This is a genomic window from Salinimicrobium sp. TIG7-5_MAKvit, assembly GCF_049569215.1.
GTDB classification, from domain to species: domain Bacteria; phylum Bacteroidota; class Bacteroidia; order Flavobacteriales; family Flavobacteriaceae; genus Salinimicrobium; species Salinimicrobium profundisediminis.
This window is the reverse complement of sequence record NZ_CP145903.1, coordinates 1,826,932-1,852,705: the sequence shown is the minus strand read 5'-3', so window position 1 is coordinate 1,852,705 and position 25,774 is coordinate 1,826,932. Positions and strand designations below refer to the sequence as shown.

Sequence of the window (25,774 nt, the reverse complement as noted above, 5' to 3'; positions counted from 1 at the left end):
AAGATTTATTTGGATTTTTAATTTGGCTCATACTATACATTCATTCGTAGCTGAGATTTTTCTCTTTACACTCATCAAAATGTTGAGTCTTGCGCTTTCAGAGGTTAAAAGTATAAAAGAGGGCGGTGTGCCAAAAAAAAATGTCGTGAAGTGCCGCTTTTTTGTCGTGAACGGATATTTTTTTATGAAAATCATCCACAATACCCATGGCTTTTATCATACCAGATGAAAAATGGGTGGAATTTTGGGAAACAGCTCGGGAGGTGAAACAGGAACCACATATTTTTCAGAAATAAAACATCGCTTTTAAGCTGAATTTCATTTTGCTTACATTTAAAAATTAGATGTATGTTTAGCAATCAGCCTTAGGGAGCTTAAACAGGAAGCCTGGGGCCAGCCTTCTAATCAAAAATTAAACATTTGAAAAAATTACTTTTTATCCTTTTTTTATACGGGATACCCCTTTGGTCTCAGCACCAAGGTTCTGTGCTAACTTCCAAAAGCTCGTTCTCCTCTATTGATGGTTATCTTATTTCCAAGCCTTATCAGGCTATCTACGATACAACCGGATGGTTGTGGATTTTGGGAGAGAACAACCTCTCAAACGAATATATTTTAGGAGAACGCGAAGTAATTATTCAGCGGTTTGATGGGGCAAATTTCTTTACTCTCAAATTACCCGACACCTTTGATAAGAAAATTGAAGATGGGCACTTTTTTAAACATAAGGCCAACGGGCTGTACCTGAAATTATTTTACAAGACTGCACGGGCAGAATTTTTTTATATCAATACAGAAACTCTGGAAATTAAGGCTGTTAAAGATTACAATGAATTAAACAAAAACTACCTGTTTTCTGAAGCTTATACTACCGGAGGTTTGACACTTTTGGCCCTTACCTCAAAAGATAAGTTTTATAGTGCCGCACTTGATAAATTGAAATTAACCTTAATTGATTCTGTACCTTTTTCCAAACCGATTTCCGAACCAATTCTGGCTGATCCTGTTACCACAAATGACTTTACAATCATTAAGTTGTTATCTGAAAAAGAGGGGTATTTTCTAAATAAGGAGGGAAAGTTTTTAAAGAAGATATCCGAAGGGGATTTTGTAACTGCTAACGGGACTCATTTTTTTCCGCAGGCCATACACTCCTGTTTTAAAGTGGGTGATGCTTTTTATGTATATGCTGATGACACCGGGAACGCCTTTAAATTTGATAAAACTCTAAATAAATTCACAGAGACGCCAAACACAGGCAACCTCCTGAGTTCAAATAAAACCCTGAAATTTACACCCGATTTTAAACACGCCTTAAGCACCGGAGTTTTTAGAGACCATTCAGTAATAGCCTTGTATAAGTTTACAGATTTCAAGAATGAATTGCTCACGAAAATGGAAGTAAAGAATTCTTTTGAAACTGCTTATAAAGAATTTGGAAAAGACCTGGTAGTTCTACATGGGAACACTTTAGAGACCTATTTCTTTATCAAAAGCCAAATCAAAACTTTCTTAAAAGGTGAAAGTGTGGCAACCATCAACAAGCTAACGGAAAATAATTATATCGTCGCAACAGAGACCGGCAGGATATACAGGGTTGATGTAAAGAATAATACCGAAGAGCGAATTGAAATACAGGATGCTACTACCGGGCTGGCAATAAATTCCTCCCGCGGCATTTTTATCGAAAAAGACAACAGCATTTTAATTGGAGACGCCGGGAATTTTTACAGCCTTGATCCTAATTTCAGGCTAATTCAGAATAAAACGCTGAAAATTCCGGGTGAACAAACCATTAAAATCAGAGATACCCTTTATTCCGCAGATCACGAAGGTGCCATTTTTAAATACAGTATGCACGACAAGAGCTTAACAAAGCTTACTAATAAAGGTGCTGTACAGGTAAAGGAATTCACTACAGATGGCTCCAAACTTTATGCAATTTCAAATAAGGGAATTTTTGAATACGGAAATGGCATTTTTAACACCTACGAATTTGAAACTGTAGAAACAGATCATTTACTTTCAATAAAGTACCTTGAAAGCCATGGGCTCCTGGTTTCTACAAAATACGGCGAAATTTACAGGTTTGACACAAGCACAAAAAAATTAAAATCCTTTTACGAAGGTTCGCTGAATACCTCAATTATGGGTATGGTTGCAGATGCCAGCGGAACTTTATGGTTGAATACTTACTCGGGAATTGTTTCTTTAGACCCTTCTTTAAAAAAAGTTAGTAGGTTTACTGCCAAAGACGGCCTGCACGAAGTAAAAGGTAATATGTTAAGCACCTACAGAGATGAACAGGATGGCAGTATCTTAATGGGAAGTCAAAAAGGCCTTAGCTATTTTAAGCCCGGTGAGCTGGTTGAAAATAAGGTGAAAGTACAACCTCAATTTACTTCCATTTCATTGTTCAATTCAGATACTAATCATTGGGAAGTCAATACCTCCCCCGATTTTTTAAATAACACCCGCAAAATTGTATTGCCTTCAGAATATAGAAGGTTTTCTGCAACCTTATCGGTATTCGGACAGATGAACCCCCGGGATATTAAATTCCGCTATCGCTTGCTGGGAAACGGAAATACTTCAAACTGGTTCACCAACTATTCGGGTAAGGAAATTTTATACGCAAACCTCTCAGCCGAAACCTATGATTTGCAGGTGGAAGCTTTAAATTCTTCCAATCAAAAAATAGGAGAAAGAATTTCTCTGGAAGTAATATCCAAAGAAGTCTTTTACAAAACCTGGTGGTTTATTTTACTGCTCCTGTTTTTGATTTCCATTTCAGTTTTCTACTTATTTTATCAGTATAAAGAAAAACAAGTCTTATTTGCAAAAAATAGAATTGCGGTAAATGAAGCCAAGATCAAAAATGTTATGATGCTGGAAATCCATCACAGGATTAAAAATAATCTTCAAATTGTTTCCGGCTTGTTGGGCCTGCAAATTGTAAACAGCAGGAATGACGAATTAAAAGAAAAATTACAGGATAGCCAGAGCAGGATTGAGTCTATTGCAGGTATTCACAACCTGTTGTATAATTCAAGCAAGCAGAATCTAATTCCTGTAAAAGAAAATATTGAAAATAGTATAGACTATTACAAAAAGCTTTTTCCTATAAATGCCACCTACCATTTAAACATCGACGCCTCAATTTTAGACATCGATCAAGCCACCCCCTTTTCACTTTTACTGAATGAATTAATCAATAATTCTTACAAGCACGCTTTCACAAAAACAGAAAACCCTGAAATTTACATACATTTTGAAAAGCAGGGCAATAAATATGTTTTTAAGTACAGTGACAATGGCAGTTTTAATAACGAAAAAAGCCCAAAACAGGCTATGGGAATGAAAATCATAGAGATGATGAACAAGCAATTAAAAGGAAATTTAAGCATCGAGAACTCTACCAGTTTTAAGTTAACTTTATTTTTCCCTACCAATGAGTAGCATAAAAATTTACATTTTAGAAGACGAAATAATCACCCAGGAGCTTCTAAAACAGACCCTGGAAGAACTGGATTTTACCATTTGCGGAATGGCAACAAATGCAGAAACTGCACTCGCAGAGATTGCCATTTTAAAACCAGACATTGCCATTTTAGACATTAGGGTTGAAGGTTCACAAACAGGAATCTGGCTGGGGAACCAATTAGACATCCCGCTCATCTATTTAACTGCTTTTAACGATGTAGAGACCATCAAAAAAGCAATTGCTACAAAACCCACCAGCTACCTTGTAAAACCCTTTAATAATAAAGACCTTTTTATTGCTGTGGAATTGGCAGTGAGCAAAATACAAACCAAAGCACAAATTGTTGTAAAGGATAAAGACAAAAAAGTCATTCTCTCAGAAGAGCAGATTTTATTTGCAAAAAAAGAAGATCAGTACCTCATGCTTTATTTAGAAAATTCTGAAAAGTTGATTCGTTCCAGTATTAAAGATTTTTTAGCTCAGGTAAATTCCTCTTCTTTTTTACAAGTGCACCGTTCTTACATAATCAACAAAAATTGTGTCACTGCATTTAACACCAAAGAGATTACCATTGGCAACAAAAGTATTCCCATCTCAAAAAGATACGCGAAAGAAGTTTTAGGAGAAATCTCTCCTTCTTGATGTCTTTACTGCTATTGATGTGAAGCAATTAAATTCGAAATATTGGGCTATAGCGATAAAAGTCATACCCCTTTATCTAGAACTTACACACTTTACGGAAGTGTGTCGCATCTATTTTTGTGTAAAAAAATAATTAATCCCATTCAAACTGCATTATCTCTTCCTTACGGGCGGCTAATTCTACTTCGATATTATTATTTCTTTTATTTGCTTCAGATTCATTCAGCAGTTTTACAATCTTCTCTCCTATTGCTTCTAATAGTTCTTGTGGGTCATTAAGAAGCTCATTATTTTCCCAGCTCTTTAAATCACATAATAATTTACCTTTTAAATCCCTTACCGCTTTTTGGTTTCCGTCGTAATTGACCGGAAATGATATTGTTTCCTTTATCTGCAAGTTTGTCTTACCTGTATTCATCACTAATTAACTTTTGAATTTTCACTTTTCAAAAGTATTTCATGTTTCACAGTTCCGTGTTACCTAAAGTTTAAACTCAGTTCAATATCTCGAAATCAATATTAAAAATCTCTCTTTCAAGGAACTAAAACAGAGAACAATTCTTCATTTAAGCTGTTGAGATTCATTCGGGTAATTGGCTTCAACTTTTCTTACATGAAATTAAGGTTTATTTAAACTAAGCTTAAACTTAAAGTGAGCTTTCCATAAAGATCAAGGTTTTCCTTTGCATTGCCCGCAAAAACAGAAGAAACTACAATTAAGAAGTCTTAGAAAATACAACGCAAACACCTAATCTATAAGAAGAAACTGCAAATTTTGAATTAGCCAAAAAAGAGCCCATTCTGTTGCACCAGAATGGGCTTAATTAAAACTGAGACTACAAAAATTAATTTTTAGCCAAATTGTAATGAATACTAACATACAATTTTTTACACTTTTTTTAAAGAAACAAGCTTATTTAATATGCTTTCTTTTAATTCTTCCGGAAGCATTTGCTTCTACTCCATTCACCATAATAACAGAGGGTAATTTTCAGGAAATAATTCGGGGGAGAGTCATTTATGAAGGCGGATTACCCCTGCCGGGAGCTACAGTAGTAGAAAAGGGAACCAGTAATGGTACTCAAACAGATTTTGAAGGAAACTTCAGCCTCAGCGTTTCAGGACCTACTGCAATTCTCGAGATCTCCTATTTGGGATTTGAAAAAAGTGAAGTCCCAATAAACGGAATGGATTTCATAGAAGTCACTCTTAAAGAGAATGTCAATTCCCTTAATGAAGTAGTGGTTACAGCCCTGGGAATAAAAAGGGAAGAAAAGCGCCTGGGTTTTTCTCAGGCTACTGTAGAATCTGAGGATATTGCACAAACTACCCCTAATAACTGGTCATCGGGTTTAAAAGGGAAAGTTGCGGGATTGAATATAGTGTCTTCCAGTTCGGGTCCTATTGATTCCCAGCAAATTACCCTTCGCGGAAACTCTTCCTTCGATTTACAGGGAAATTATGCTTTAATCGTTGTTGACGGAGTTCCGGTAAATACCGAAATGACCACATCGGGATCTTCCAGCGCCTATATGGGAGAGGATTCCCCTATAGATTATGGTAATTCAATTTCAGATTTAAATCTTGAAGATATTGAGAGTGTGAGTGTATTAAAAGGCCCCGGAGCAACTGCTCTTTACGGAAGCCGAGCTGCTAACGGCGCATTAATTATCACAACCAAATCTGGCCGCAATTCAAAAGGACTGGGAATAACCTACAACGGAGGAGTCACTTTTGATGTTATTCAGCGCTGGCCAGATTATCAATATGAATATGGACAGGGAACAGGAAAATCATTTGATGATGAAGGAAATCCATATTACTCCTACGGAGCTTCGGAAGACGGAAACAGTACCGGGGGAACCAGTAGTGCCTGGGGACCAAGATTTGAAGGGCAGTATTTCTATCAATATGATCCTGCTGTAGGTGGACAGTCTTTAGAACGTCAATTATGGCAGCCATATAAGGACAATAGAAAAGACTTTTGGCGCACAGGTGTTACCATTAATAACAATGTATCTATCCAGGGAGGTGGAGAAAATGGATCCATGAGAGCCTCTATAGGACATTCAAAAAATGAATGGATCATGCCCAATACAGGATTTGAACGTATCACTGCTTCCATCAACTCCAGATACAATGTATCAGATGAAATGGAACTCGGGGCTATAATTAACTATAATAACAGGAGCAGCGACAATCTTCCGAGTACGGGATATAACAATGGATCTATTGCATATTTTATGATCTTTCAAAATCCCAATGTAAATATCGATTGGCTGCGTCCCATCTGGCAGGAAGGACAGGAACAAATTGAACAAATTCAGCCATTCAGTTCTTATATTGACAATCCTTATTTAATTGCTTATGAAGCTTTAAACACGCTGGAAAGCAACCAGATCATTGGAACCGTCTATACAAATATCCAGTTAACACCTAACCTTGACTTAATGTTAAGAACAGCCCTTAACTCTACCAACCAGGAGCGGGAGCAAATAAGGCCCTATAGCATTAACAGGTATTCACGTGGATACTATCAAACTCAGGATGTTTTCAAACAGGAATTGAACAGCGATTTTCTTCTTAACTACGAAAACAAATTGAGTAAAGATTTTGCCTTTTCGTTATCCCTGGGAGGAAATGCACGGACTGAAAAAAGGCGATATACCGATGCTTCGGTAACAGGACTGGTAGTTCCGGGGGTCTATAAATTGGCTAACGGAATGAATAATCCTAATATCAACAAAGGTGACAGTGACAAGCAGGTTAATAGCCTTTATGGTTTGTACACAATGTCTTATAAGGATCAGATTTTTGTGGATGTAACCGGAAGAAATGACTGGTCGAGTACACTTCCGGAGCAAAACAATTCCTTCTTCTATCCTTCTGTAAATACTAGCTTTATTCTTTCAGATATTTTTAATTTTTCCGAAGGTGCAGTTGATTACCTCAAGTATAGATTTTCATACGCCCAGGTAGGAAATGACACAGACCCTTATCAAACCAGCAAATATTACAATCAAAACGCTTTTCCAAGTTCGGCTGTAGTGCCTGCAACCTTGTATAACGAAGATTTTAAACCTGAAATTTCCACCAGCTATGAAACAGGAATAGAAACACGCCTGTTAAATAACAGGTTAAATCTTGACGCGACCGTTTATGAAATTTCTACTGAAAACCAAATCATTCGGGTACCGCTTAATTACGCAACAGGATATAGCGCAGCAATTCTGAATTCTGGTAAGGTAAGAAACCGCGGCGTCGAGTTAACGCTGGGAATAAAACCTGTTCAAAATGACATTTTTAGCTGGAATTCTACATTCACCTGGGCAAGGAACTGGGGGAAAGTTTTTGACCTGCCAGATAATATTGAGAACCAGTTTGTAGTAGGTACCGGCGGACAGGCCTCAATGATTGCCAAAGTAGGTGAATCTCCCACCGCAATCTACGGCTATGGTTTTGTACGCTCTCCAGAAGGTGAAATCGTATACGATGGAGCCGGCCTCCCGGCTTATCCTGAATCTGGTGACATAATGTATATAGGAGACGCCATGCCAGACTGGACTGCAGGATGGTACAACCAGATAAAAATTGGAAACTTCGGTTTCAATTTCACCCTTGACGGGCAATATGGAGGGATTATTTATTCCCAAACCCATCATAAACTTGTTCAACAAGGAAAACTCACTTCTACTTTTATGGGAAGAGAAGATGGTTACATTATTGGAAAAGGAGTGGTGCTCAATGAAGATGGGACTTATTCCCCAAATACTACGAAGGCGGTCACGCCAGATTGGTATAACCGCTACTACCGGAGAGCAAATGTGGAATCAAATTCATTTGATGCCTCCTGGTTAAAACTGCGGGAAGTGAGCCTCCAGTACAATTTCCCAAAGACATTGCTCCGGGGCACAGGAATACTTGGTCTCGAAGCCTCAATCTTTGGAAGAAACCTGTATACAGTATCCGACTTTCCAATCTATGATCCTGAAACAGCCGCTTTAAACGGAAATGAAATTCTACCCGGAGTAGAAATGGGACAAATGCCCTCTCCCGCTACCTACGGATTTAATCTAAAAGTGAATATATAATTAGCAGCATGATGAAAAAGATATATATAATTACGGTTGGTTTAACTGTTTTCCTATTAAACTTTGCCTGTACAAACGATTTTCAGGAATTGAATGAAGATCCAAACCGGATTGCAGAAATAAGTCCGGGAACTTTATTAAATCCAATCATTTACGGCCTTGCGACACATAATGCGAACAGGAGTAATGCCATTACTTTTGATTTAATGCAGGTGTCACTGCCTTTCCCGAGTGCCTCGGGAGGTTTGCACCGTTATGACGTAAGCCAGGGAATAGGAAACTCTTCCTGGAACAATTACTACAAATGGCTACAGAACATAAAAGAGATGCGAACTGCTGCCGAAAAAGCGGGGGATGTAAATTATGAAGCTATTGCTCTTACTTTAAATGCGTGGGTTTACTCCAATTTAACCGATTTATTTGGACCCGTACCAATGACCGAGGCATCTGCAGGGGAAGCAGGAATCCTTTACCCGGCATTTGACACCCAGGAATTCATCTATGAAACTATTTTAGCCGATTTAGAAAAGGCTAATGAGTTATATGATTTGGAGGTTCCAATGATCTATGCTGAAGACATCCTTTTCCAGAATGATCTGGAGAAATGGCAAAAATTCACCAATTCCCTACATTTACGATTACTGCTTAGAAGCTCAAACCGGCAGGAGACAGGTGCTTTTGAAAAGATGACAGCAATGGTTCAGGATCCTTCTCTGTATCCTGTTTTTGAAGCAACCGGGGAATCGGCAATATTGGAAGTCACCGGAGTGACCCCTAATGAATCCCCCTGGAGTAGACCGCAGGATTTCAGGCTTAGCACAAAGGTAACAGAGTTCTTTCTGGACAACCTCAATTCGTGGGATGACCCCAGGAGACCCATCATTGCTACTATTGCCCGTGATCTTGATGGAAACGCCATAGGATACCAGGGAATTCCAAGTGCTTACGAAGGAAATGATTCCCAGTTTCAATATGAGGCTTCCACTTTTAATATAGAACAGGTAGTAGAACCTATGGACATTTTTATCCTAACCTATGCTGAAGTGGAATTTATTAAAGCCGAACTCGCCCAGAGAGGCTTTATAGAGAATGCCGAAGAGCATTACCAAAATGGGGTGAAAGCAGCCATGGAGCAATTAGGTGCCGATTTACCGGATAATTACTTCGATAATGAGGAAGCAGCTTATAACGATACTCTCGAAAGAATTATACTTCAAAAATACTACGCCCTGTATTTTACAGATTACCAGCAATGGTTTGAATATCGCAGAACGGGATATCCTAAGCTGCCAAAAACAGATGCGATGTTTAATAATGGGGAGATGCCTTCCAGAATGTATTATCCCTCAGATCTTCCTGTCGAGAATCCGGAAAACTACAGGGAAGCAGTTGAAATGTTAGGAGGCAGTGACAATATAAACACCAAAGTGTGGTGGGACAACTAAAATCCAAAAATTGAAAATGAAAAAAATCATCTTAGCTGCTGGCGCTTTGGTTTTTACCATAGGACTCTCAGCACAAGTCACTGCCAAAGGATACGTTTTTGAAGACAATAACAAAAATGGCAAAAAAGACAGAAGAGAAAATGGAATTCCTCAGGTGGCGGTAACCAATGGACAGGAAGTGGTCCTGACAGATGCTTCCGGAAAATATAAACTACCCGTAGGGCAGGATAATATCATTTCAGTTATAAAACCCTCAGGGTACAGTGTGGGGAGAAATGAAGATAATTTGCCTCAGTTCTTCTACATCCATAAACCTAAAGGTTCTCCTGAAACAAAGTTTGCCGGAGTTGCCCCTACCGGTAAACTTCCAAAATCAATTGATTTCGCATTAATTCCTTCCGAACAAAAGGAAGAATTCACTGCACTTATTTTTGGAGATCCGCAGCCTTATACCAGGGAAGAGGTTGAATATTTTGCAAGGGGAATTGTTTCTGAAGTAGAAGGGATCAAAAATGTGCCTTTTGGACTAAGTTTAGGCGATTTGGTGGGCGACGATCTCGATTTGTTTAATCCATATATCCAGGCGGTAAAGAGCATTGGAATTCCGTGGTATAATTTATTGGGTAATCACGACCTCAATTTTGATGCAGAAACAGATGAACTGGCCGATGAAACCTTTGAAGCTCATTTTGGTCCTGCCAATTATGCCTTTAACTACGGAAAGGTACATTTCATTGTTTTGGATGATGTGCTTTACCCCGATCCCCGAGACGGGAAAAGTTACTGGGGCGGCTTTAGGGATGATCAACTGCAGTTCGTGGAAAACGATCTGCGATATGTTCCAAAAGATCATTTAGTAGTTTTAGCGTTTCATATTCCATTAAGCGAACCCGACGGGGATAATTTTAGAGATGAGGACAGGGACAGGCTTTTTGAGTTACTTCAGGATTATCCAAATACTTTATCTCTCTCAGCTCATACTCACATTCAAAAGCAGGATTTCTTTGGAAAGGAAGAAGGCTGGCTTCAGGAAAAACCTCATCATCATTACAATGTAGGTACCACCTCCGGCGACTGGTATTCGGGGAAACTTGATGAAAATGGAATCCCGGTTTCTACCATGCGCGACGGAACTCCAAAAGGTTACGCATTCATCAACTTCAAAGGAAATGAATATGACATAGACTACAAGGCTGCCAGAAAACCCAAGAACTTCCAGATCCAGGTTTTTGCTCCCAAAGTGGTGGCAAAAGGCGGAAGAACCAGGGCAGGGATTTTCGCCAATTTCTTTATGGGAACAGAAGGAGATGAGGTTCTTTACAGAATTGATGATGGCGAATGGAAAGAAATGACTTACATAGAGGAGCCAGACCCTTCTTATGTGAAGCTGGTTTATGAATGGGATACAATAGAAGAGCTAATGCCGGGTAGGAGATCATCCAACCCTGTAAAAAGCAATCACTTATGGCGGGGTAATATTCCAACGAACCTGGCGACAGGAGTTCATACCATTGAGATAAAAGCTACAGACATGTTTCGGAAAAGCTATACTGCAACCGGTAGTTACAGGTTGGAAGAACCAAAATAAAATAATCAATTATTAGCCTGCTGGAGCAACTTTGCTCAAGCAGGCTTTCTTATTAAATTTCAAAATGATCAAATTCAAAATAGCCTTCATTTGTTTATCTTTTGCAGGGCTAATTTCCTGTAAATCCAATAACGAAGACCAAAAAGAAATGGAAACAACTCCTTCCTCCTCCATACAGGTACAGGGGCATCGCGGAGACCGTGGCAATTTTCCTGAAAACAGCATCCCGGCTTTTATAAGCGCAGTTAAAAAAGGGGTTGATGTACTTGAACTGGATGTGGTGATCTCCAAAGATAAAAAGGTGGTCGTTTCCCATGAACCGTATATGTCCTCTTTATACGTTAGCACCCCTACAGGAGACTCCATAAGTAAGGCAAACGAGCGCTCATACAATATCTTTGAAATGACATATGACAGCGTGAAGCAGTTTAATGCAGGCGCCCGTGGTAATTCTCTTTTTCCAAACCAGGAAAAAATGAACACTTATAAGCCTTTGCTTTCGGAAATGATCGACCGTGTAGAAGCTTTTATTGCTACTGAAGAAATACCGCCGGTCAAGTATAATATCGAATTAAAATCGGTCGAATCCGAATACGGAATTTTTCAACCTCAACCGGAAGAATTTGTGGCTCTTGTAATGAAGGTCATCAAAGAAAAAGAGATAGAGGACAGAATCAACATCCAGTCTTTTGATCCAAAGATCCTAAATCTTATGCATGAAAACTATCCTGAAATTGAAGTCGCCTACCTGGTTTCTAACGGAGGAATTGAGGAAAATCTCTCCCTTTTAAGATTTAAACCTGAAATCTACAGCCCTAACTTTCGCCTGGTCAAAGACGAACAATTCGTTCATTCCGTGAGATCTTTAGAGATGAAACTAATCCCGTGGACGGTAAATGAACAAAGAGACATTCAAAGAATGATCGACCTGAAAGTAGATGGGATAATTACAGATTATCCTGAAAGGGTACTGGAAATCAAGAAAACAACCTCTTCCCTTAATGGGGAGGCTTCTAAATAATCAGGTTTGAAAAATATTCTACTCCGCCCTTAAAAGTGGCTCCTCGGCAGAGGCTCTTAGCCCATTAGTAAATACAAAAACCTGCTAAACAGCAGGTTTTGAATTAGCTTCCACCTGCGGTACATTTTAGTTTTTCCAGTTGTTTTGCCAGCCATGAATTTTGTCTTTTGTAAAACAAAAGGAGTTACTATATTTGCCGAAATTATCAAGAATCTCAGAAAGAGATAGCAACCTGCATAACGAGCAAGGTGCTAAAAAGATAAGCCATTCTTTGGAAAAAACGTTACTCCTCTGCATCGCTTCTTTTCTCCTTCTGATCAATAACAAATATACTATGAGCCAGTTGTCGTCCTCCAAAGGGAGTTTTATTGCACTTTTACCCTTGTTACTTTTCGTATTTACATTCCTTGGGGCAGGTATTTATCTCAATGATTTTTATGCGTTGCCGTCGCCCGTTGCAGTTAGTCTTGGGGTGATCCTGGCGTTCTGCCTGTTCAAAGATTCCATAGATGTCAAGATCTCTACTTTTTTAAAGGGATGTGGGGATGAGAAGATCATGACGATGTGTGTGATCTATCTTTTGGCCGGTGCCTTTACTGTAGTGAGTAAAGCTACGGGAAGTGTAGATGCCATAGTGGATTTAGGTTTGAATTACATCTCTCTACCATTTTTGTACGTGGGTATTTTTGTGATCAGCGCTTTTTTATCTTTTTCCACAGGAACCTCTGTGGGAGCGATTGTTGCCCTCGCAGCAATAGTTGTGAGTTTTGCAGAAAAGACCGGTGCCTCTCTTTCTATCCTGAGTGCTTCACTTTTGGGTGGAGCCATGTTTGGGGATAACCTTTCATTTATCTCAGATACCACTATTGCAGCTACACAGTCTTTGGAATGTAAAATGAAAGACAAGTTTAAACAGAACTTGAGGATCGCATTTCCCGCTGCAGTGCTGGCAGCTGCCGTATTGATTTACCAGGGTTTTCTTCTCGATGCAGGTGATACTGTTTTTGCAAGTTCAGAAGTAGATCCAGTAAAGATCATTCCATATCTCCTGGTTATCTCCCTCGCCATTATGGGATTTAATGTATTCGCCGTTTTAGTAACGGGGATTTTCTCGGCTGGAGTTATTGGGATCTACAACCAGGATTTTAACTTGTTAGAATTTGCACAATTAAGCTATGAGGGTTTTGAAGGTATGACAGAGATTTTCTTACTGTCGCTCCTTACTGGAGGGCTTGCTGCCATGGTAACAAAAGCAGGTGGACTGGATTACATCTCTCATTTAATTTCAAAACGGACCAACAAAAGATATGCATACCTGGGCATAGGTGGTCTGGTTGGCGCGACCAATATGGCAATTGCAAATAACACTGTCTCCATCCTTGTTACCGGACCAATTGCGAAAGAGATGAAGGATAAAATGAAGTTGAGCAAAAAGAAGGTAGCTTCTGTTCTCGACATTTTTGCATGCGTTGTTCAGGGAGTGTTACCTTACGGAGCCCAGGTACTTTTGCTTTTAAGCTATGGTGCCAAGGATATGAACTACTTCGAGCTTGTTGGAAATGCATGGTATATCTGGTTCCTGCTGCTGGGAACGATCATATATTTTAGTGGACTTTTTAGATCAAAAGTTTCTAAGAATCCTCACCCCTTGGTCAACGTTCGGCGTTCTCTGTTTAAGAAGGCTGCATAAGCGTTGAAGCTAATAAAAAAAGCCTCCGCATGAATCTATCCCCGGCACCTGCCATCATGAGCACTAGGGTGCCAAAAATGGCATTCTATGTAGAGATTTTTTCTTCTGAAAGAGGTGTCAAAAATGGCATTTTTGGGAAGTGAGTTGACTGAATTGATTGAGAATGTGGTTGGCAACCGGAAGCAAGCAAAATATCAAAACTCGACTACTGGAGCCGTTGGCAAGGCGAAAAATAATTCTATATCCGGATAAGAGAGAATATGAGGATTGGAGAAGCAAAGTTGACTTATTGAAAAAAAGTGGCTTAAAAGTAGAAGTCAGGGATATTCTTGAGGGATTACCGTTGAAACCTGGTGCTGATTTGGTGGATTATTATATATCCAGCTTACATTGAAAATGCAGGAAATGTATAAAATGCAGCTCTTTAAAAAATTCAAATTATCACTTATAATATATAAATCTGGGACTAAAAAAATTCAGCACTTGTTTAACAATGTTGCTTATGTTTCAGAATTAGAACGATCCCACAATTACCTATTTTTTTGTAGTTTTAAAATCATCAGAAGTTACCCTACAGCTTTCTGAAAAATCTTAAAAAATAACACTTATGATTTCTAAGAGAGAAGTATTGGTTATCACAACAGATAGTCCTTCCGAGGGTAAAATTGTAAAACATTTACAACCCGTTACAGCACATGTGGTCGCTGGAACAAATTTATTTAGTGACTTCTTCGCTGGAATGTCTGATATCTTTGGAGGACGCTCAGGGAGTTATAAGAAGTAATTATCTTCCATCTATTCTGAAGCTATAGAGCGAATTAAACAAGAGGCAAAGCGTATAGGGGCAAATGGTGTAGTGGGTTTAAAGATTGATATTGACGAAGTTTCTGGCGGTGGAAAATCCATGTTTATGATTACGGCAATAGGAACTGCGGTAATTATCAAGACCAGTGAAAATATCCAGTCCAATTATCAAAAGAAAATTTTTCGAATCTTTCGGATAGAGTAGATAATGATCAAATAAGATTTCTACGGCAGTTGAAGGTGTTGGAGGAAAAGGCAAGAGACAATCAATTAGAATTTACTCAGGATGTTTGGGAGTTCATTATTCAAAACAAGGTGAAAGAATTTTTCCCGTTTATAATCAGTAAACTTCAGACCCTGCTCAGCCATGTGGACAGCTACACCTCAGAAACAGTAGCTACATTTAAAAATAATACTACTACCTTTTTAAGTAGCTTAGATCCTGAAGACCAGGTTAACCTTATCTATGATACTTTAAAAAACAAAGAGCCTTCAAGAGAAATCGAGAATTATCTAAATAATTTAATTAAAGAGCAGTTGCTCCTTGACTTCAAACAAACAAAAAACCTGCTTCAAGATGAGAGCTTGAGCGTTAGAAAAAGGGGAATGATTTTGAGTACTTTGGATCGTCCTTATTATACCGAGGAGGACATTAAAAGTTATGAGGAATTATGCCAATTAGTTAATACAGTTTTCCCTGAAAGAGGCACTCACAGCACCAAAAAACAACTCCTTTCTTCTAAAGAAAAGGAGGTTTGGGAATGTGATTGCGGTAAGGCAAACGACATGGATGTAACTTATTGCACCCGATGTCATCATGACATTTATGGATTTACAGACGGAGAACCAAAACCGAAAGATGCAGTAGATCTTATAAATTATAAAATTTCTTTAATTAAAGAAGCTTTGGGGATGGAAGAAAAACATTAAAAACCTATCGCTTCAAAAATTTAAGGAAACGGAGGAAAACTTTGAATAAAGTACATAAACCTGATACCATAGAAAATCAACAAAGCCCCACATCAAAAATGTGGGGCTTTGTTTTGCTCCTCTTGGGCTCCCCTCGACTTCACCTCTCGGTTACGCTCGGGACAGGCTTCTCGCCCAAAAACCAAATCCATAAAAAAATGCCATCGAAAAGATGGCATTTTAGAAGCTCCTCCTCTTGGGCTCGAACCAAGGACCCTCTGATTAACAGTCAGATGCTCTAACCAACTGAGCTAAGGAGGAATTACAATATGTCCAGAATTTTTAAAAAAGCTTTCTGATGCTTTTTGCTCCTCCTCTTGGGCTTCCCTCGATCCCGATAGCTATCGGGGCTCGGGATAAACTTCTCGCCCAAAGAAAATTCACACTTCACTAACTTTGCTCCTCCTCTTGGGCTCGAACCAAGGACCCTCTGATTAACAGTCAGATGCTCTAACCAACTGAGCTAAGGAGGACTGTCGCAACCATTTTTGCGGTTGCAAATATAATTTAAAAAATCTATTTCCCTAAACAAAGTGCGAAAAAATTAAGTGGTGCATCACAGTTTTTTCTCCCGTGTTAAATTCGGGAAAGTCTTCGCTTTTTAAATAATTTTGGCGCTGCTAAACTTTAAATATGAAATCACTTACTACCATCCTTTTACTGGTCCTGTCCAACGCTTTTATGACTCTTGCCTGGTACGGGCATTTAAAGTTTGGAGAATGGAAAGGTGTGGCCAAATGGGGGCTTTTTGGGCTCATTGTTATTAGCTGGGGCATCGCCTTTTTTGAATACTGCTTCCAGGTACCGGCAAACCGTATTGGCTTCAGCGGTACCGGCGGCCCTTTTTCCCTTGTTCAGTTAAAAGTGCTTCAGGAAGTCATCACTCTTGTGGTATTTGTGGTCTTTTCGGTGATCTTCTTCAAAAATGAAACCTTCAGCAGCAACCATCTTATAGGGTTTATCTTCCTGATCCTGGCTGTATATTTCATTTTTAAAGGATAGCCAAAAATGCCATTTTTGACACCTCTAGATTCCGCGGTTACAGTCGCCGTAGTTGATTTCAGACTGGTACTGCTTCAGGTAATCGATAAGATATTCCGCAGTAGTCTTTTCATACGTGCTGGTGGGCTGTTGAAAATCTTCCTGGTAAACATTAGACAAATAGTCATTCATGGCCACGGTAATTTCCGAAGCATCAGGAAGCAGGTTGCCATCGGCGGCGACAAGCTCTACCCTTCCATTCCTGTATTCCATCACTATCCCTGAATACGCCAAAGAAGGTGCATAAGATGCATTAAGGAAACCCTCCAGCTGCCCTACCGTCATTTTGAACGAATCCAGCCCGTTTTGAAAAGGATCAATAGTGTACAAATCAAAAGGGGTAATGCTACCGTAATCAAGGCCGGCCCTTATCCCCCCATAATTCTGAAAAACCACATCGGCGCCGGTGATAGCGCGTAAGGCATCAGTATAGAAGCAGGCGGTTTCATTCCTGTCGTGATCTTGCAGGGAGGTGCCTAATTCTTCAAAGAATTCGGGCCTGTTATTGTATGAGGCGATCAACTCTTCCATCGCAGCATCGGTTTCAGTTACCTTATTGAGATCGATAAGCTCATAAGTATATGAAGTCACCTCGCCATTTTTCACGCTAAGGTTCAATTTGGTAAGCAGCTCAAGGTCTGAACCCGATTGCACCATGTACCTCCCCTTTACCTGCTCATTGTAAACCGCATGATTGTGGCCCCCCAATAACAGGTCAACAAAATCATGCTGCTCCAAAATCATCCTGTCACCGCCTCTACCGTAGTGGGTAAGCGCCACCACAAGATCGGCAGACATTACTTCGGAATCATTGTGATATGCCTGCATGGCATCTACACCTTCAGTAAACTCCAGTCCCTTCAATTTCTTCGGATGAGATAGCGGTTTATTATCGGCCGAAGAAGTTTCTACCACACTTATAAATGCGATCTCAAAACCATCTTTTTCAAGGATCACTTTTCCCTGCGGAAGTGTAAAACCTGAATCACTGCTTTCAATATTGGCACAAAGAAAAGGGAAACCGGCTTCGAGCATTCTCTTTTGAAGCACTTCCTGCCCGTAATCAAACTCGTGGTTACCCAGCGCAGTGACGTCCATCCCCGCTTTGCCCATAAGGTCTACAATGGGAGATCCTTTTTCGGGGTGGTAATCTACCACAGGATTTCCTGAGAAAATATCGCCTCCCGAAACAAAGAACACCTGCGATTCTGTTTCTTTTTCTTTATCGATGATGGCTTTTATCCGTCCGAAGTTCTGGATCTTTCCGTGGGGGTCATTGATGGTGTAGATCACGATGCTTTCGGCTTCGGGCTCTACTTCAGGCGGCACAGGATTTTCTGAATTAGCAGAATCATCTGAAGAGCAGGAAAGAACCACAAAAATACCTGCCAAAAATGCCATTTTCCGAAGGTATTCCGAAGTAAAAGAAAATAAAGGTGTTTTCATAAAGGATAAACTTGAAAAGGCTGCCTCAAAAATCTGCCGACCGCTTTACACATTACTGCGTGACGATCATAGAACTTTTGAGACAGCCTCTCATAAAAATTATTAGCTAAATTTATTCGAATAACCAGCGATAGATGTCATTCCCGTTGGCAAACAAGACCAGGGCAATTAAAATGACAAAACCGACTAGCTGTGCGTATTCCATAAATTTTTCGTTAGGTTTTCTCCCGGTGATCATTTCATACATCAGGAAAACCACGTGGCCACCATCCAGTGCCGGGATAGGCAAAATGTTCATAAACGCGAGGATGATAGAAATAAAGGCTGTGGTCATCCAGAAGGCCTGCCAGTTCCATGCATCGGGAAACAGGCCGCCAATGGCGCCAAAACCTCCTACCTGGGTGGCTCCTTTTTTGGTGAACACGTACTTGAACTGGGCCACATAATCGTGCAGCGTCCAGTAAGCAAGGTCAAAACCTTTAGATATACTTTCGGTAAAGGAGTAATGTTCTCTGCTCACCTCGATTGAAGAACCGGGTGCAACCCCAATTTTTCCTTCTTCATCGGGCGTGATCGCTATACTTTGTTGTTGCCCGTCTATGTTACCCGCAGTCTGGCCGTCTACTTCCATACTTGCGTATTCACCATTGCGGCTATAAACTATTCTTAGCTCTTTTCCCTTGCTGGCTTCAATTTGCCGGGTCACTTCATGCCAGTAGCCAACTTCAAAATCATTAATAGCAATAATCCGGTCACCTTTTTTAAGACCGGCCTTATCTGCAGGGCTACCTTCAATTACCGTGTCTAGCACCGGGATGGTCATAGGAACGAATGGCTGCATCACGCCCTGCTCGAACATTTGAGAACCTATGTCTTCGGGAACCGAAATGGTTTCTTCCTGCCCGTTCTGGTGTAGAACGCTAATGCTTTGAACATCCCTCAAAAAGAGGTATTTATTGATATCAATACTATTCTTCAGGTCTTCTCCATTTACCTGCAGCACGCGGTCGCCATCCTGGAAACCGAATTCTTTAAAAGTATCATCTACAGCAAAGCCATTGGGCATATCTTCGGGCGCTATGTAAGGGCTACCCCAGGTGAATACCACCATCATATAGATAAAGAAACCAAGGACCACATTGACAGTAACCCCACCAACCATAACAATTAGCCGCTGCCATGCCGGTTTACTTCGGAATTCCCAGGGCTTTGGCGGTTGGGCCATTTGCTCCTTGTCCATGCTCTCATCTATCATCCCGGCAATTTTCACATAACCTCCCAGCGGAAGCCATCCAATACCGTACACGGTATCGCCGATTTTCTTTTTTAAAATGGCAAATTTGACATCAAAGAACAGGAAGAATTTTTCAACTTTTATCCCAAACATTTTGGCCGGGATAAAATGTCCAAGCTCATGCAGAACGATGAGCAGCGATAAACTGAGTATTAATTGTAATGCTTTTATAAAAAAAGGGTCCATATTTTCTGGCAAAATTAAAATCGCACAAAAGTAACCTTTTAAAGGTTCTCACAAAAGTTTAAAGTTCAGGTGGTTTAGCAGGAGTTCATTTTATGAAGGTTAGGGTTCAAAAATGCCATTTTAGAATTGTAATTTTGCACTCAAAATTATGCTATGCTTAGCTTTTTTGCGAAATACAAATTCTTTGCAATCTTTCTTTTTGTACTGTCGGCGATAATCATCACTATCATTTACAACATTCTGAAACCCACAGAAAGATTACCCGTGTACCAGCCAAGTATGGTAAACAACGAACTGGTAGATTCTACCATGCAGGAAGTACGAAAATATCACACCATCCAGGATTTTAAGCTGTACAACCAAAACGGGGACACTATTACGCAGGATTTTTACAAAGACAAGATCTATATAGCCGATTTCTTCTTCACCACCTGCCAAACGATTTGCCCTATCATGACAGACCATATGCTGCAGATACAGGAAAGGTTGAAAAATGATGAAGATGTGCTTCTTCTTTCGCACACGGTGATCCCTAATTATGACAGCGTGCCGGTACTTAGAACGTATGCCGATGAAAAAGGCGTGATAGATGAAAAATGGAATCTCGTGACCGGCGATAAAAAAGAAATTTACGACCTGGCCAGAAAATCTTACCTGGCAGCAAAAAGCACTGGTGACGGCGGCCCTTTTGACATGATTCACACCGAAAATTTTGTGCTGGTAGATAAAGAAAAGAGGATTAGAGGCTTTTATGACGGAACAAACCCCACTGCGATTGAAGACCTTATGCACGATGTGGAGGTGCTGAAAAATGAGTACAAAGAAGCGGAATCTGATTAGGAAAACAGCATTTAAAAATCTTTTGTGGATGCAAGTTTTTCTAATAGTAGATTTTGCCTTATTTTTGTCTTGTTTAAAATCAATCTAAATAAACATTGATCACCACTATCGCCGATCTTAAGCGTGGCCAGCGAGGCATCATCAAGGAAATTTCAGCCGAATTAATTCCGCTAAAACTTCTGGAAATGGGTTGCCTTCCGGGAAATGAAGTTCTTCTTGTACAAACAGCCCCGTTTCGGGATCCGCTTTATCTTAACATAAACGGCAGTCACCTGGCGATACGTAAAGAGACCGCCATGCACATCGAAATAGAAATTCTTCCGTAGTCATGGCCAAACAATTGAATGTTGCATTAATTGGCAATCCTAATACAGGGAAAACATCAGTATTTAATCAGCTTACCGGCCTTAACCAGCAGGTAGGAAATTATCCCGGCATCACCGTAGAGAAGAAGGAAGGCGTAAGCAAGCTATCCCGCAATGTAAAAGCGCATATCCTTGATCTTCCCGGCACCTATAGTCTTAACGCATCCTCACTAGATGAAAATGTGGTGATTGAACTGCTGCTCAACAAAAATGATAAAGATTATCCCGATGTTGCAGTGGTGGTAAGCGATGTTGAGAATTTAAAAAGGAACCTGCTGCTTTTCACGCAGATCAAGGATCTGGAAATTCCAACCATCCTGGTCATCAACATGGCCGACAGGATGAAGCGCAAAGGAATTTCACTGGACATTCCTTTACTTGAAAAAGAATTAAAGACCAAAATAGTTCTTGTAAGTGCAAGAAAACGCACCGGAATAGATGAGCTGAAAGAGCACATTATCAATTACCGGCATATTTCTACAGAACCCTGTCTCAACGCATCCAGGATGGACCCCGAGTATTTTGACAGGTTACAATGTACATTCCCTAACCAGTCGCTGTACAAACTTTGGCTGGTAATTACACAGGATGTCAACTTCGGAAATGTAAACAGGAACAGCGCCCCTCTAAGAGAAGATTTCGTTACCAAAGACGCAAGCACGCTTAAGAGGATGCAGCAAAAGGAAACTATACTGCGCTACCAGTTCATCAACAACGTCCTGAAAAAGGGGATGACCGTGGATGTTAATGCTGCCAAAGGACTGCGCGCGCAAATGGACAGGGTCTTAACCCACAAGGTTTGGGGTTATGTGATCTTCTTTGCCATTCTCTTATTGATCTTCCAGGCGATTTACGACTGGTCGAGCTACCCAATGGATTTTATTGATGCGACCTTTGCGAAGCTGAGTGAAGTAACAAGAACGGCAATGCCGCCGGGACCGTTTACCGATCTTATAGCCGAAGGGATTATTCCCGGACTTGGCGGTATCGTTATTTTCATTCCTCAAATCGCATTCCTGTTTTTGTTTATTTCCATTTTGGAAGAAAGCGGATACATGAGCAGGGTAGTCTTTCTAATGGACAGGACCATGCGCCGCTTTGGGCTTAGTGGAAAAAGTGTTGTGCCGCTGGTTTCGGGAACTGCCTGCGCGATTCCTGCAGTAATGGCCTCCCGGAATATTGAAGACTGGAAAGAAAGGCTTATCACCATTCTTGTTGTGCCATTTACAACCTGTTCGGCCAGGCTGCCGGTTTACCTCATTATCATTGCCCTTGTAATTCCCGATGAATCATTTATGGGATTCAACCTGCAGGGGTTAACCCTTATGCTCCTATACCTCCTCGGATTTGGAATGGCCATAGGGTCGGCCTGGATACTGCACAAGCTCCTCAAAATAAAAAGCAAGTCTTACTTCGTTATTGAAATGCCCAACTACAAATTGCCATTGTTAAAGAACGTGGGAATTAATGTGGTGGAAAAAACAAAAGCTTTTGTGTTAGGCGCCGGAAAGATCATCCTTGCTATTTCTATTATCTTGTGGGTACTCGCGAGTTATGGCCCGGGAGATAAATTCAGCAATGCAAGAGAGATTGTTGAAACCAAATACAGTGAAACCTACCTGCCCGAAGAAGAGATTGACAAATTAGTCGCCTCATATAAACTTCAGCACTCATACATTGGAAACATTGGAAAAGCTATTGAACCGGCGGTTGCTCCTTTAGGATACGACTGGAAAATTGGTATAGCTATTGTTAGTTCTTTCGCGGCAAGAGAAGTTTTTGTAGGAACTCTCGCCACAATTTACAGCGTGGGCAGTGATGAGGAAGAAACGATTAAGTCCAGAATGGCATCAGAAACCAACCACATCCTGGGAGGCCCGCTCTTCACCTTTGCCAGCGGTGTGAGTTTGCTGTTATTCTACGCCTTTGCCATGCAGTGTATGAGTACACTGGCAATTGTAAAAAGGGAAACCAACACCTGGAAATGGCCTGTGCTACAGCTGGTGTCTATGACTGTAATAGCCTATGTTGCAGCCTTGCTGGCCTTTCAGATTTTAAAATAAGACTATGGAATTACTACAGGAAATACTCGTCTTTATCACCTTCACAATAGCTGTTGGCTACATGTTCACCAAATTTGTATACAAACCGAAATTCATTTTTGGCGGCAAGAAAAAGGCTGATAAAGCCTGTGGCACCGGCTGCGGAAGCTGTCACTAATCGATTTACAAAAGTGTGGCAGGCTACCTGAGACAATAGATCTAAAGGAAAATCTCTGTAGTAGTTTCAGCTGAAGGACCTGTTTTTCCAAAGCTTTTATTAATGGCACGAGCTTGCTGCCCCATATCATTACATCTTCTTCATGTTATCCACCAGCTCTGTAATTGCCCGTAAGATTTGAACCTCAGAGTAAGATGCAGGTACCTCTATAATTTTGCCTGTTAATCAAAAAGACGAATGACAGAATCAGAATTTTAGCTCAAGCCGACGTCAAGGGTCATCATCACCATAAATCCGCCAATAAACCCCAGGGTAGCAATATCGGTGTACCGGTCCTGTTGAGATTCGGGTATAACTTCTTCCACCACTACAAAGATCATAGCTCCGGCTGCAAAACAAAGGGCGTAAGGCAAAATTGGTTCAAAGGTCATCACTGCCCAGGCTCCCAGCACTGCTGCCACAGGCTCAACAATAGCCGAAAGCTGGCCGTAATTCCAGCTCTTCCAACGGCTCATGCCCTGCCCTCTTAGCGGCGTGGCCACAGCAAAACCTTCAGGGAAATTCTGCAATCCAATGCCCACTGCCAAAGCTACCGCACCACCTATGCTGGCTCCTTCAAGCCCCATTGCAGCGCCACCAAATAGCACCCCTATAGCAAGACCTTCAGGAATGTTGTGCAGGGTTATTGCCAGGGTAAGCAGTACAGATTTGTGCCACGGGGTTTTCACGCCTTCCTTATCGGCCATTCTAAAGTTGACATGCAGGTGGGGCAGCACCTTGTCCATACCAAAAATGAATAGCGCTCCCAGCCCAAAACCTACCACTGCGGGGACTACTTTTTCAAAGCCTTCGCCTTTACTCATCTCAATTCCCGGTGCAAGAAGGCTCCAAAAACTTGCCGCTACCATTACTCCACCTGTAAAACCCAACATTCCATCAAAAAGCGCACGATTCATTGTCTTAAAGAAAAACACAAAAGAGGCCCCCAGCGCAGTGAGACCCCAGGTGAATAAAGTGGCCAAGAAAGCAGCCATTACTGGATCTAAAGTTTCAAAATATGCAATTATTTCATCCATTACTCCACAGGTTTTACAAATAAATTGTTTGAAATGCTCTTAGAAACATGCAGGTCTTCATCATTGATCTTAATAAACAGGGACTCATCATAAGCTTCCCGGTGTACAACTGTGACCGATTTGCCAAGAGCAATATTATTTTTATCAAGGTATTGAAGGAATTCGGTAGAGGAATCTTTTACGCCCACACATATACCCGATTCTCCTTCCTCAAGGTCGGCTAACAGCACCTTATTGGCAATTCTGAAGTTACCTTCGGCATCTGGAATAGGGTCGCCATGTGGATCTCTCTTCGGAAATTCCAGGAATTTATCGAGTTCTTGAGTAAGTTTTTCAGATTTGATGTGTTCAAGCTGTTCAGCAATATCGTGTACCTCATCCCAGCTGAAGTTTAGTTTCTCCACCAGGAAAACCTCCCAGAGCCGGTGTTTCCGAATCACTTCAACGGCTGCCTTGTGACCCTTATCGCTCAGTTGCACCCCCTGGTACTTTCGGTATTTCACCAGTTTCTTCTCAGAGAGTTTCTTCAGCATATCGGTGACCGAAGAAGCTTTTGTCTCCATATCCCCGGCCAATGCGTTAGTACTCACCCCGCCAGGGTAAATTTTTTCGAGATGAAAAATGGTTTTTAAATAGTTCTCTTCAGAAAGACTAAACATAAAAGCGATGTTTTTTCGTGTATTAAAACTACATTTTTTATTCATCATAAACAATTTTTAGGCTTACCTAAAAATTGTTTATGATACCAGATAATTGCCCAACGAACCCCAGAACTATTTTTGTGGGATTAAAAATAGGAAACAGGCTGCTTCAGTAAATATTTAAAAACCTCTTTCCTTCTGTATTTGCTCGTATGCTTCCTGCACCTTTCGGAATTTTTCTTCGGCGCCCTTGATGTAGGCTTCATCCATATGCTGAATCTTGTCGGGGTGATATTTCTTGGCCATTGTTCTAAAGGCCTTTTTCACCTCGGCATCGGTAGCCGATTTATCGATCTCCAGAATTTTGTATGCATTATCGGTAGTCTTGAAGAACATGGCATAAAGACTCTCAAAATCTTTCGCCCCAATTCTCAAATGCCCGGAAATCTGCCTTATTTTCCCGGCTTCTGCCTGGCTCACATTGCCATCGGCGTTGGCTATGCTAAACAAAAAGTGAACTATTTGTAAGCGGGCGGCATACTGGGTACGGGCTGCTAAAAATGCAGAAATTCGCCTCTCGTCGAGTTCTCGATCTTTTACAACCTCGTTAAAAGTTCTAAAAACAGCATTTGCACGATCCTTTCCGTAGGCCTGGACAAAGTAATTGCGCACATAATCCATCTCTTTCTGGCTCACCTGCCCGTCAGCCTTGATTACAATAGCCGACAGGGTTAAGAGATGGAGTTCAAAATCTCCGGGGGTCACCCGTTCCTCTTCATTCGAAATTGTGAATCCGCCTTTGCGGTTGGTAAGAGCATCTATAAGGCTTCCTATAATAAATCCGAGGATGGCTCCACGAATACCATAAAACATAAAACCGACAAAAGCGGCAAACCATTTGATCATTAGGGTACTTTTGGGCTGCAAAGAT

Annotated in this window: 20 protein-coding genes, 2 tRNA genes, 1 pseudogene and 1 riboswitch; of the genes and pseudogenes, 15 read left to right on the top strand and 8 right to left on the bottom strand. The window is 40.7% G+C overall.

The features are described 5' to 3' along the window. Nucleotides 1-420 precede the first annotated feature (420 nt). Both V5739_RS08305 and V5739_RS08300 read left to right on the top strand, forming a co-directional pair. On the top strand, nt 421-3,459 hold the full coding sequence (locus tag V5739_RS08305) for a sensor histidine kinase (RefSeq protein WP_423820393.1): 3,039 nt from the start codon (nt 421-423) through the stop codon (nt 3,457-3,459). Beyond that, entirely contained in the window at nt 3,452-4,126 is a 675-nt protein-coding gene (locus V5739_RS08300; RefSeq protein ID WP_423820392.1) for a LytR/AlgR family response regulator transcription factor, read from the top strand. Before V5739_RS08305 ends, V5739_RS08300 begins: the two co-directional genes overlap by 8 nt. A 133-nt stretch (nt 4,127-4,259) precedes the next feature. Here the strand turns inward: V5739_RS08300 and V5739_RS08295 are convergent, their stop codons facing one another. Then, complete coding sequence (locus V5739_RS08295; RefSeq protein WP_423820391.1) at nt 4,260-4,544, bottom strand: hypothetical protein; 285 nt, start codon at nt 4,542-4,544, stop codon at nt 4,260-4,262. Nucleotides 4,545-4,992: 448 nt separating this feature from the next. Here V5739_RS08295 and V5739_RS08290 point away from each other — a divergent pair, with 448 nt between their 5' ends. From V5739_RS08290 to V5739_RS08255, 8 genes and pseudogenes are all read left to right on the top strand, one after another. Next, nucleotides 4,993-8,217, top strand: coding sequence for a SusC/RagA family TonB-linked outer membrane protein (locus V5739_RS08290; protein WP_423820390.1), 3,225 nt, complete (start codon nt 4,993-4,995; stop codon nt 8,215-8,217). A gap of 11 nt (nt 8,218-8,228) precedes the next feature. After that, nucleotides 8,229-9,662, top strand: a complete 1,434-nt coding sequence (locus tag V5739_RS08285) for a SusD/RagB family nutrient-binding outer membrane lipoprotein (RefSeq protein ID WP_423820459.1) — start codon at nt 8,229-8,231, stop codon at nt 9,660-9,662. Between the two features lie 16 nt (nt 9,663-9,678). Beyond that, nucleotides 9,679-11,250 carry a calcineurin-like phosphoesterase C-terminal domain-containing protein gene (locus tag V5739_RS08280; RefSeq protein WP_423820389.1) on the top strand — a complete coding sequence of 524 codons (1,572 nt, stop codon included), beginning with the start codon at nt 9,679-9,681 and terminating at the stop codon, nt 11,248-11,250. Between the two features lie 64 nt (nt 11,251-11,314). Then, on the top strand, nt 11,315-12,271 hold the full coding sequence (locus tag V5739_RS08275; RefSeq protein ID WP_423820388.1) for a glycerophosphodiester phosphodiesterase family protein: 957 nt from the start codon (nt 11,315-11,317) through the stop codon (nt 12,269-12,271). Nucleotides 12,272-12,468: 197 nt separating this feature from the next. Next, nucleotides 12,469-12,562, top strand: a riboswitch (SAM-I-IV-variant riboswitch). Between the two features lie 43 nt (nt 12,563-12,605). Next, entirely contained in the window at nt 12,606-13,961 is a 1,356-nt protein-coding gene (locus V5739_RS08270; RefSeq protein WP_423820387.1) for a Na+/H+ antiporter NhaC family protein, read from the top strand. A 163-nt stretch (nt 13,962-14,124) separates the two neighbouring features. Continuing rightward, the gene (locus V5739_RS08265; protein WP_423820386.1) at nt 14,125-14,355 is read left to right on the top strand and encodes a DUF6371 domain-containing protein; all 231 of its coding nucleotides are present in this window, start codon (nt 14,125-14,127) and stop codon (nt 14,353-14,355) included. A 213-nt stretch (nt 14,356-14,568) separates the two neighbouring features. Beyond that, a pseudogene (locus tag V5739_RS08260) lies at nt 14,569-14,970 on the top strand (YbjQ family protein). Between the two features lie 35 nt (nt 14,971-15,005). After that, nucleotides 15,006-15,695, top strand: coding sequence for a hypothetical protein (locus V5739_RS08255; protein ID WP_423820385.1), 690 nt, complete (start codon nt 15,006-15,008; stop codon nt 15,693-15,695). A 226-nt stretch (nt 15,696-15,921) separates the two neighbouring features. On the opposite strand, the gene V5739_RS08250 is transcribed toward V5739_RS08255, so the two are convergent. Next, nucleotides 15,922-15,995 (bottom strand) — tRNA-Asn (locus tag V5739_RS08250). Between the two features lie 138 nt (nt 15,996-16,133). Further along, nucleotides 16,134-16,207: transfer RNA gene (locus V5739_RS08245), tRNA-Asn, on the bottom strand. Nucleotides 16,208-16,367: 160 nt separating this feature from the next. Between V5739_RS08245 and V5739_RS08240 the strand changes: the two genes are divergently transcribed. Further along, the gene (locus V5739_RS08240; protein ID WP_266070829.1) at nt 16,368-16,736 is read left to right on the top strand and encodes a DMT family protein; all 369 of its coding nucleotides are present in this window, start codon (nt 16,368-16,370) and stop codon (nt 16,734-16,736) included. A 24-nt stretch (nt 16,737-16,760) separates the two neighbouring features. Here V5739_RS08240 and V5739_RS08235 read toward each other — a convergent pair whose 3' ends face one another. Then, complete coding sequence (locus tag V5739_RS08235; RefSeq protein WP_423820383.1) at nt 16,761-18,221, bottom strand: bifunctional metallophosphatase/5'-nucleotidase; 1,461 nt, start codon at nt 18,219-18,221, stop codon at nt 16,761-16,763. 112 nt (nt 18,222-18,333) lie between these two features. Next, entirely contained in the window at nt 18,334-19,701 is a 1,368-nt protein-coding gene (gene rseP / locus V5739_RS08230; protein ID WP_423820382.1) for an RIP metalloprotease RseP, read from the bottom strand. 153 nt (nt 19,702-19,854) lie between these two features. On the opposite strand from rseP, the gene V5739_RS08225 reads away from it, so the two are divergent. The 4 genes from V5739_RS08225 to V5739_RS08210 all read left to right on the top strand — a co-directional run bounded on the left by V5739_RS08225 (nt 19,855) and on the right by V5739_RS08210 (nt 23,126). Further along, nucleotides 19,855-20,541, top strand: a complete 687-nt coding sequence (locus V5739_RS08225; RefSeq protein WP_423820381.1) for an SCO family protein — start codon at nt 19,855-19,857, stop codon at nt 20,539-20,541. A gap of 95 nt (nt 20,542-20,636) precedes the next feature. Then, nucleotides 20,637-20,867: a FeoA family protein gene (locus V5739_RS08220; protein WP_265165116.1), complete on the top strand. Its 231-nt coding sequence runs from the start codon at nt 20,637-20,639 to the stop codon at nt 20,865-20,867. 2 nt (nt 20,868-20,869) lie between these two features. Further along, a complete protein-coding gene (gene feoB, locus V5739_RS08215; protein ID WP_423820380.1) occupies nt 20,870-22,969 on the top strand; it encodes a ferrous iron transport protein B in 2,100 nt (699 codons plus the stop codon). A 4-nt stretch (nt 22,970-22,973) separates the two neighbouring features. Continuing rightward, complete coding sequence (locus V5739_RS08210; protein ID WP_266070834.1) at nt 22,974-23,126, top strand: hypothetical protein; 153 nt, start codon at nt 22,974-22,976, stop codon at nt 23,124-23,126. A 254-nt stretch (nt 23,127-23,380) separates the two neighbouring features. On the opposite strand, the gene V5739_RS08205 is transcribed toward V5739_RS08210, so the two are convergent. The 3 genes from V5739_RS08205 to V5739_RS08195 form a co-directional block, all read right to left on the bottom strand. Then, a complete protein-coding gene (locus tag V5739_RS08205; RefSeq protein WP_266070835.1) occupies nt 23,381-24,202 on the bottom strand; it encodes a ZIP family metal transporter in 822 nt (273 codons plus the stop codon). Continuing rightward, nucleotides 24,202-24,861, bottom strand: a complete 660-nt coding sequence (locus V5739_RS08200) for a metal-dependent transcriptional regulator (RefSeq protein ID WP_423820458.1) — start codon at nt 24,859-24,861, stop codon at nt 24,202-24,204. Before V5739_RS08200 ends, V5739_RS08205 begins: the two co-directional genes overlap by 1 nt. A gap of 162 nt (nt 24,862-25,023) precedes the next feature. Then, nucleotides 25,024-25,749, bottom strand: coding sequence for a TerB family tellurite resistance protein (locus V5739_RS08195; protein ID WP_423820379.1), 726 nt, complete (start codon nt 25,747-25,749; stop codon nt 25,024-25,026). Nucleotides 25,750-25,774: the final 25 nt, after the last annotated feature.

Excerpts from the sequence above, each read along its gene's own strand:
- V5739_RS08300 (WP_423820392.1), top strand. The coding sequence starts at position 3,452 with ATGAGTAGCATAAAAATTTACATTTTAGAAGACGAAATAATCACCCAG.
- V5739_RS08295 (WP_423820391.1), bottom strand. The coding sequence starts at position 4,544 with ATGAATACAGGTAAGACAAACTTGCAGATAAAGGAAACAATATCATTT.
- V5739_RS08290 (WP_423820390.1), top strand. The coding sequence starts at position 4,993 with ATGAATACTAACATACAATTTTTTACACTTTTTTTAAAGAAACAAGCT.
- V5739_RS08285 (WP_423820459.1), top strand. The coding sequence starts at position 8,229 with ATGAAAAAGATATATATAATTACGGTTGGTTTAACTGTTTTCCTATTA.
- V5739_RS08280 (WP_423820389.1), top strand. The coding sequence starts at position 9,679 with ATGAAAAAAATCATCTTAGCTGCTGGCGCTTTGGTTTTTACCATAGGA.
- V5739_RS08275 (WP_423820388.1), top strand. The coding sequence starts at position 11,315 with ATGATCAAATTCAAAATAGCCTTCATTTGTTTATCTTTTGCAGGGCTA.
- V5739_RS08270 (WP_423820387.1), top strand. The coding sequence starts at position 12,606 with ATGAGCCAGTTGTCGTCCTCCAAAGGGAGTTTTATTGCACTTTTACCC.
- V5739_RS08265 (WP_423820386.1), top strand. The coding sequence starts at position 14,125 with ATGTGGTTGGCAACCGGAAGCAAGCAAAATATCAAAACTCGACTACTG.
- V5739_RS08240 (WP_266070829.1), top strand. The coding sequence starts at position 16,368 with ATGAAATCACTTACTACCATCCTTTTACTGGTCCTGTCCAACGCTTTT.
- V5739_RS08235 (WP_423820383.1), bottom strand. The coding sequence starts at position 18,221 with ATGAAAACACCTTTATTTTCTTTTACTTCGGAATACCTTCGGAAAATG.
- rseP (WP_423820382.1), bottom strand. The coding sequence starts at position 19,701 with ATGGACCCTTTTTTTATAAAAGCATTACAATTAATACTCAGTTTATCG.
- V5739_RS08225 (WP_423820381.1), top strand. The coding sequence starts at position 19,855 with ATGCTTAGCTTTTTTGCGAAATACAAATTCTTTGCAATCTTTCTTTTT.
- feoB (WP_423820380.1), top strand. The coding sequence starts at position 20,870 with ATGGCCAAACAATTGAATGTTGCATTAATTGGCAATCCTAATACAGGG.
- V5739_RS08210 (WP_266070834.1), top strand. The coding sequence starts at position 22,974 with ATGGAATTACTACAGGAAATACTCGTCTTTATCACCTTCACAATAGCT.
- V5739_RS08205 (WP_266070835.1), bottom strand. The coding sequence starts at position 24,202 with ATGGATGAAATAATTGCATATTTTGAAACTTTAGATCCAGTAATGGCT.
- V5739_RS08200 (WP_423820458.1), bottom strand. The coding sequence starts at position 24,861 with ATGTTTAGTCTTTCTGAAGAGAACTATTTAAAAACCATTTTTCATCTC.
- V5739_RS08195 (WP_423820379.1), bottom strand. The coding sequence starts at position 25,749 with ATGATCAAATGGTTTGCCGCTTTTGTCGGTTTTATGTTTTATGGTATT.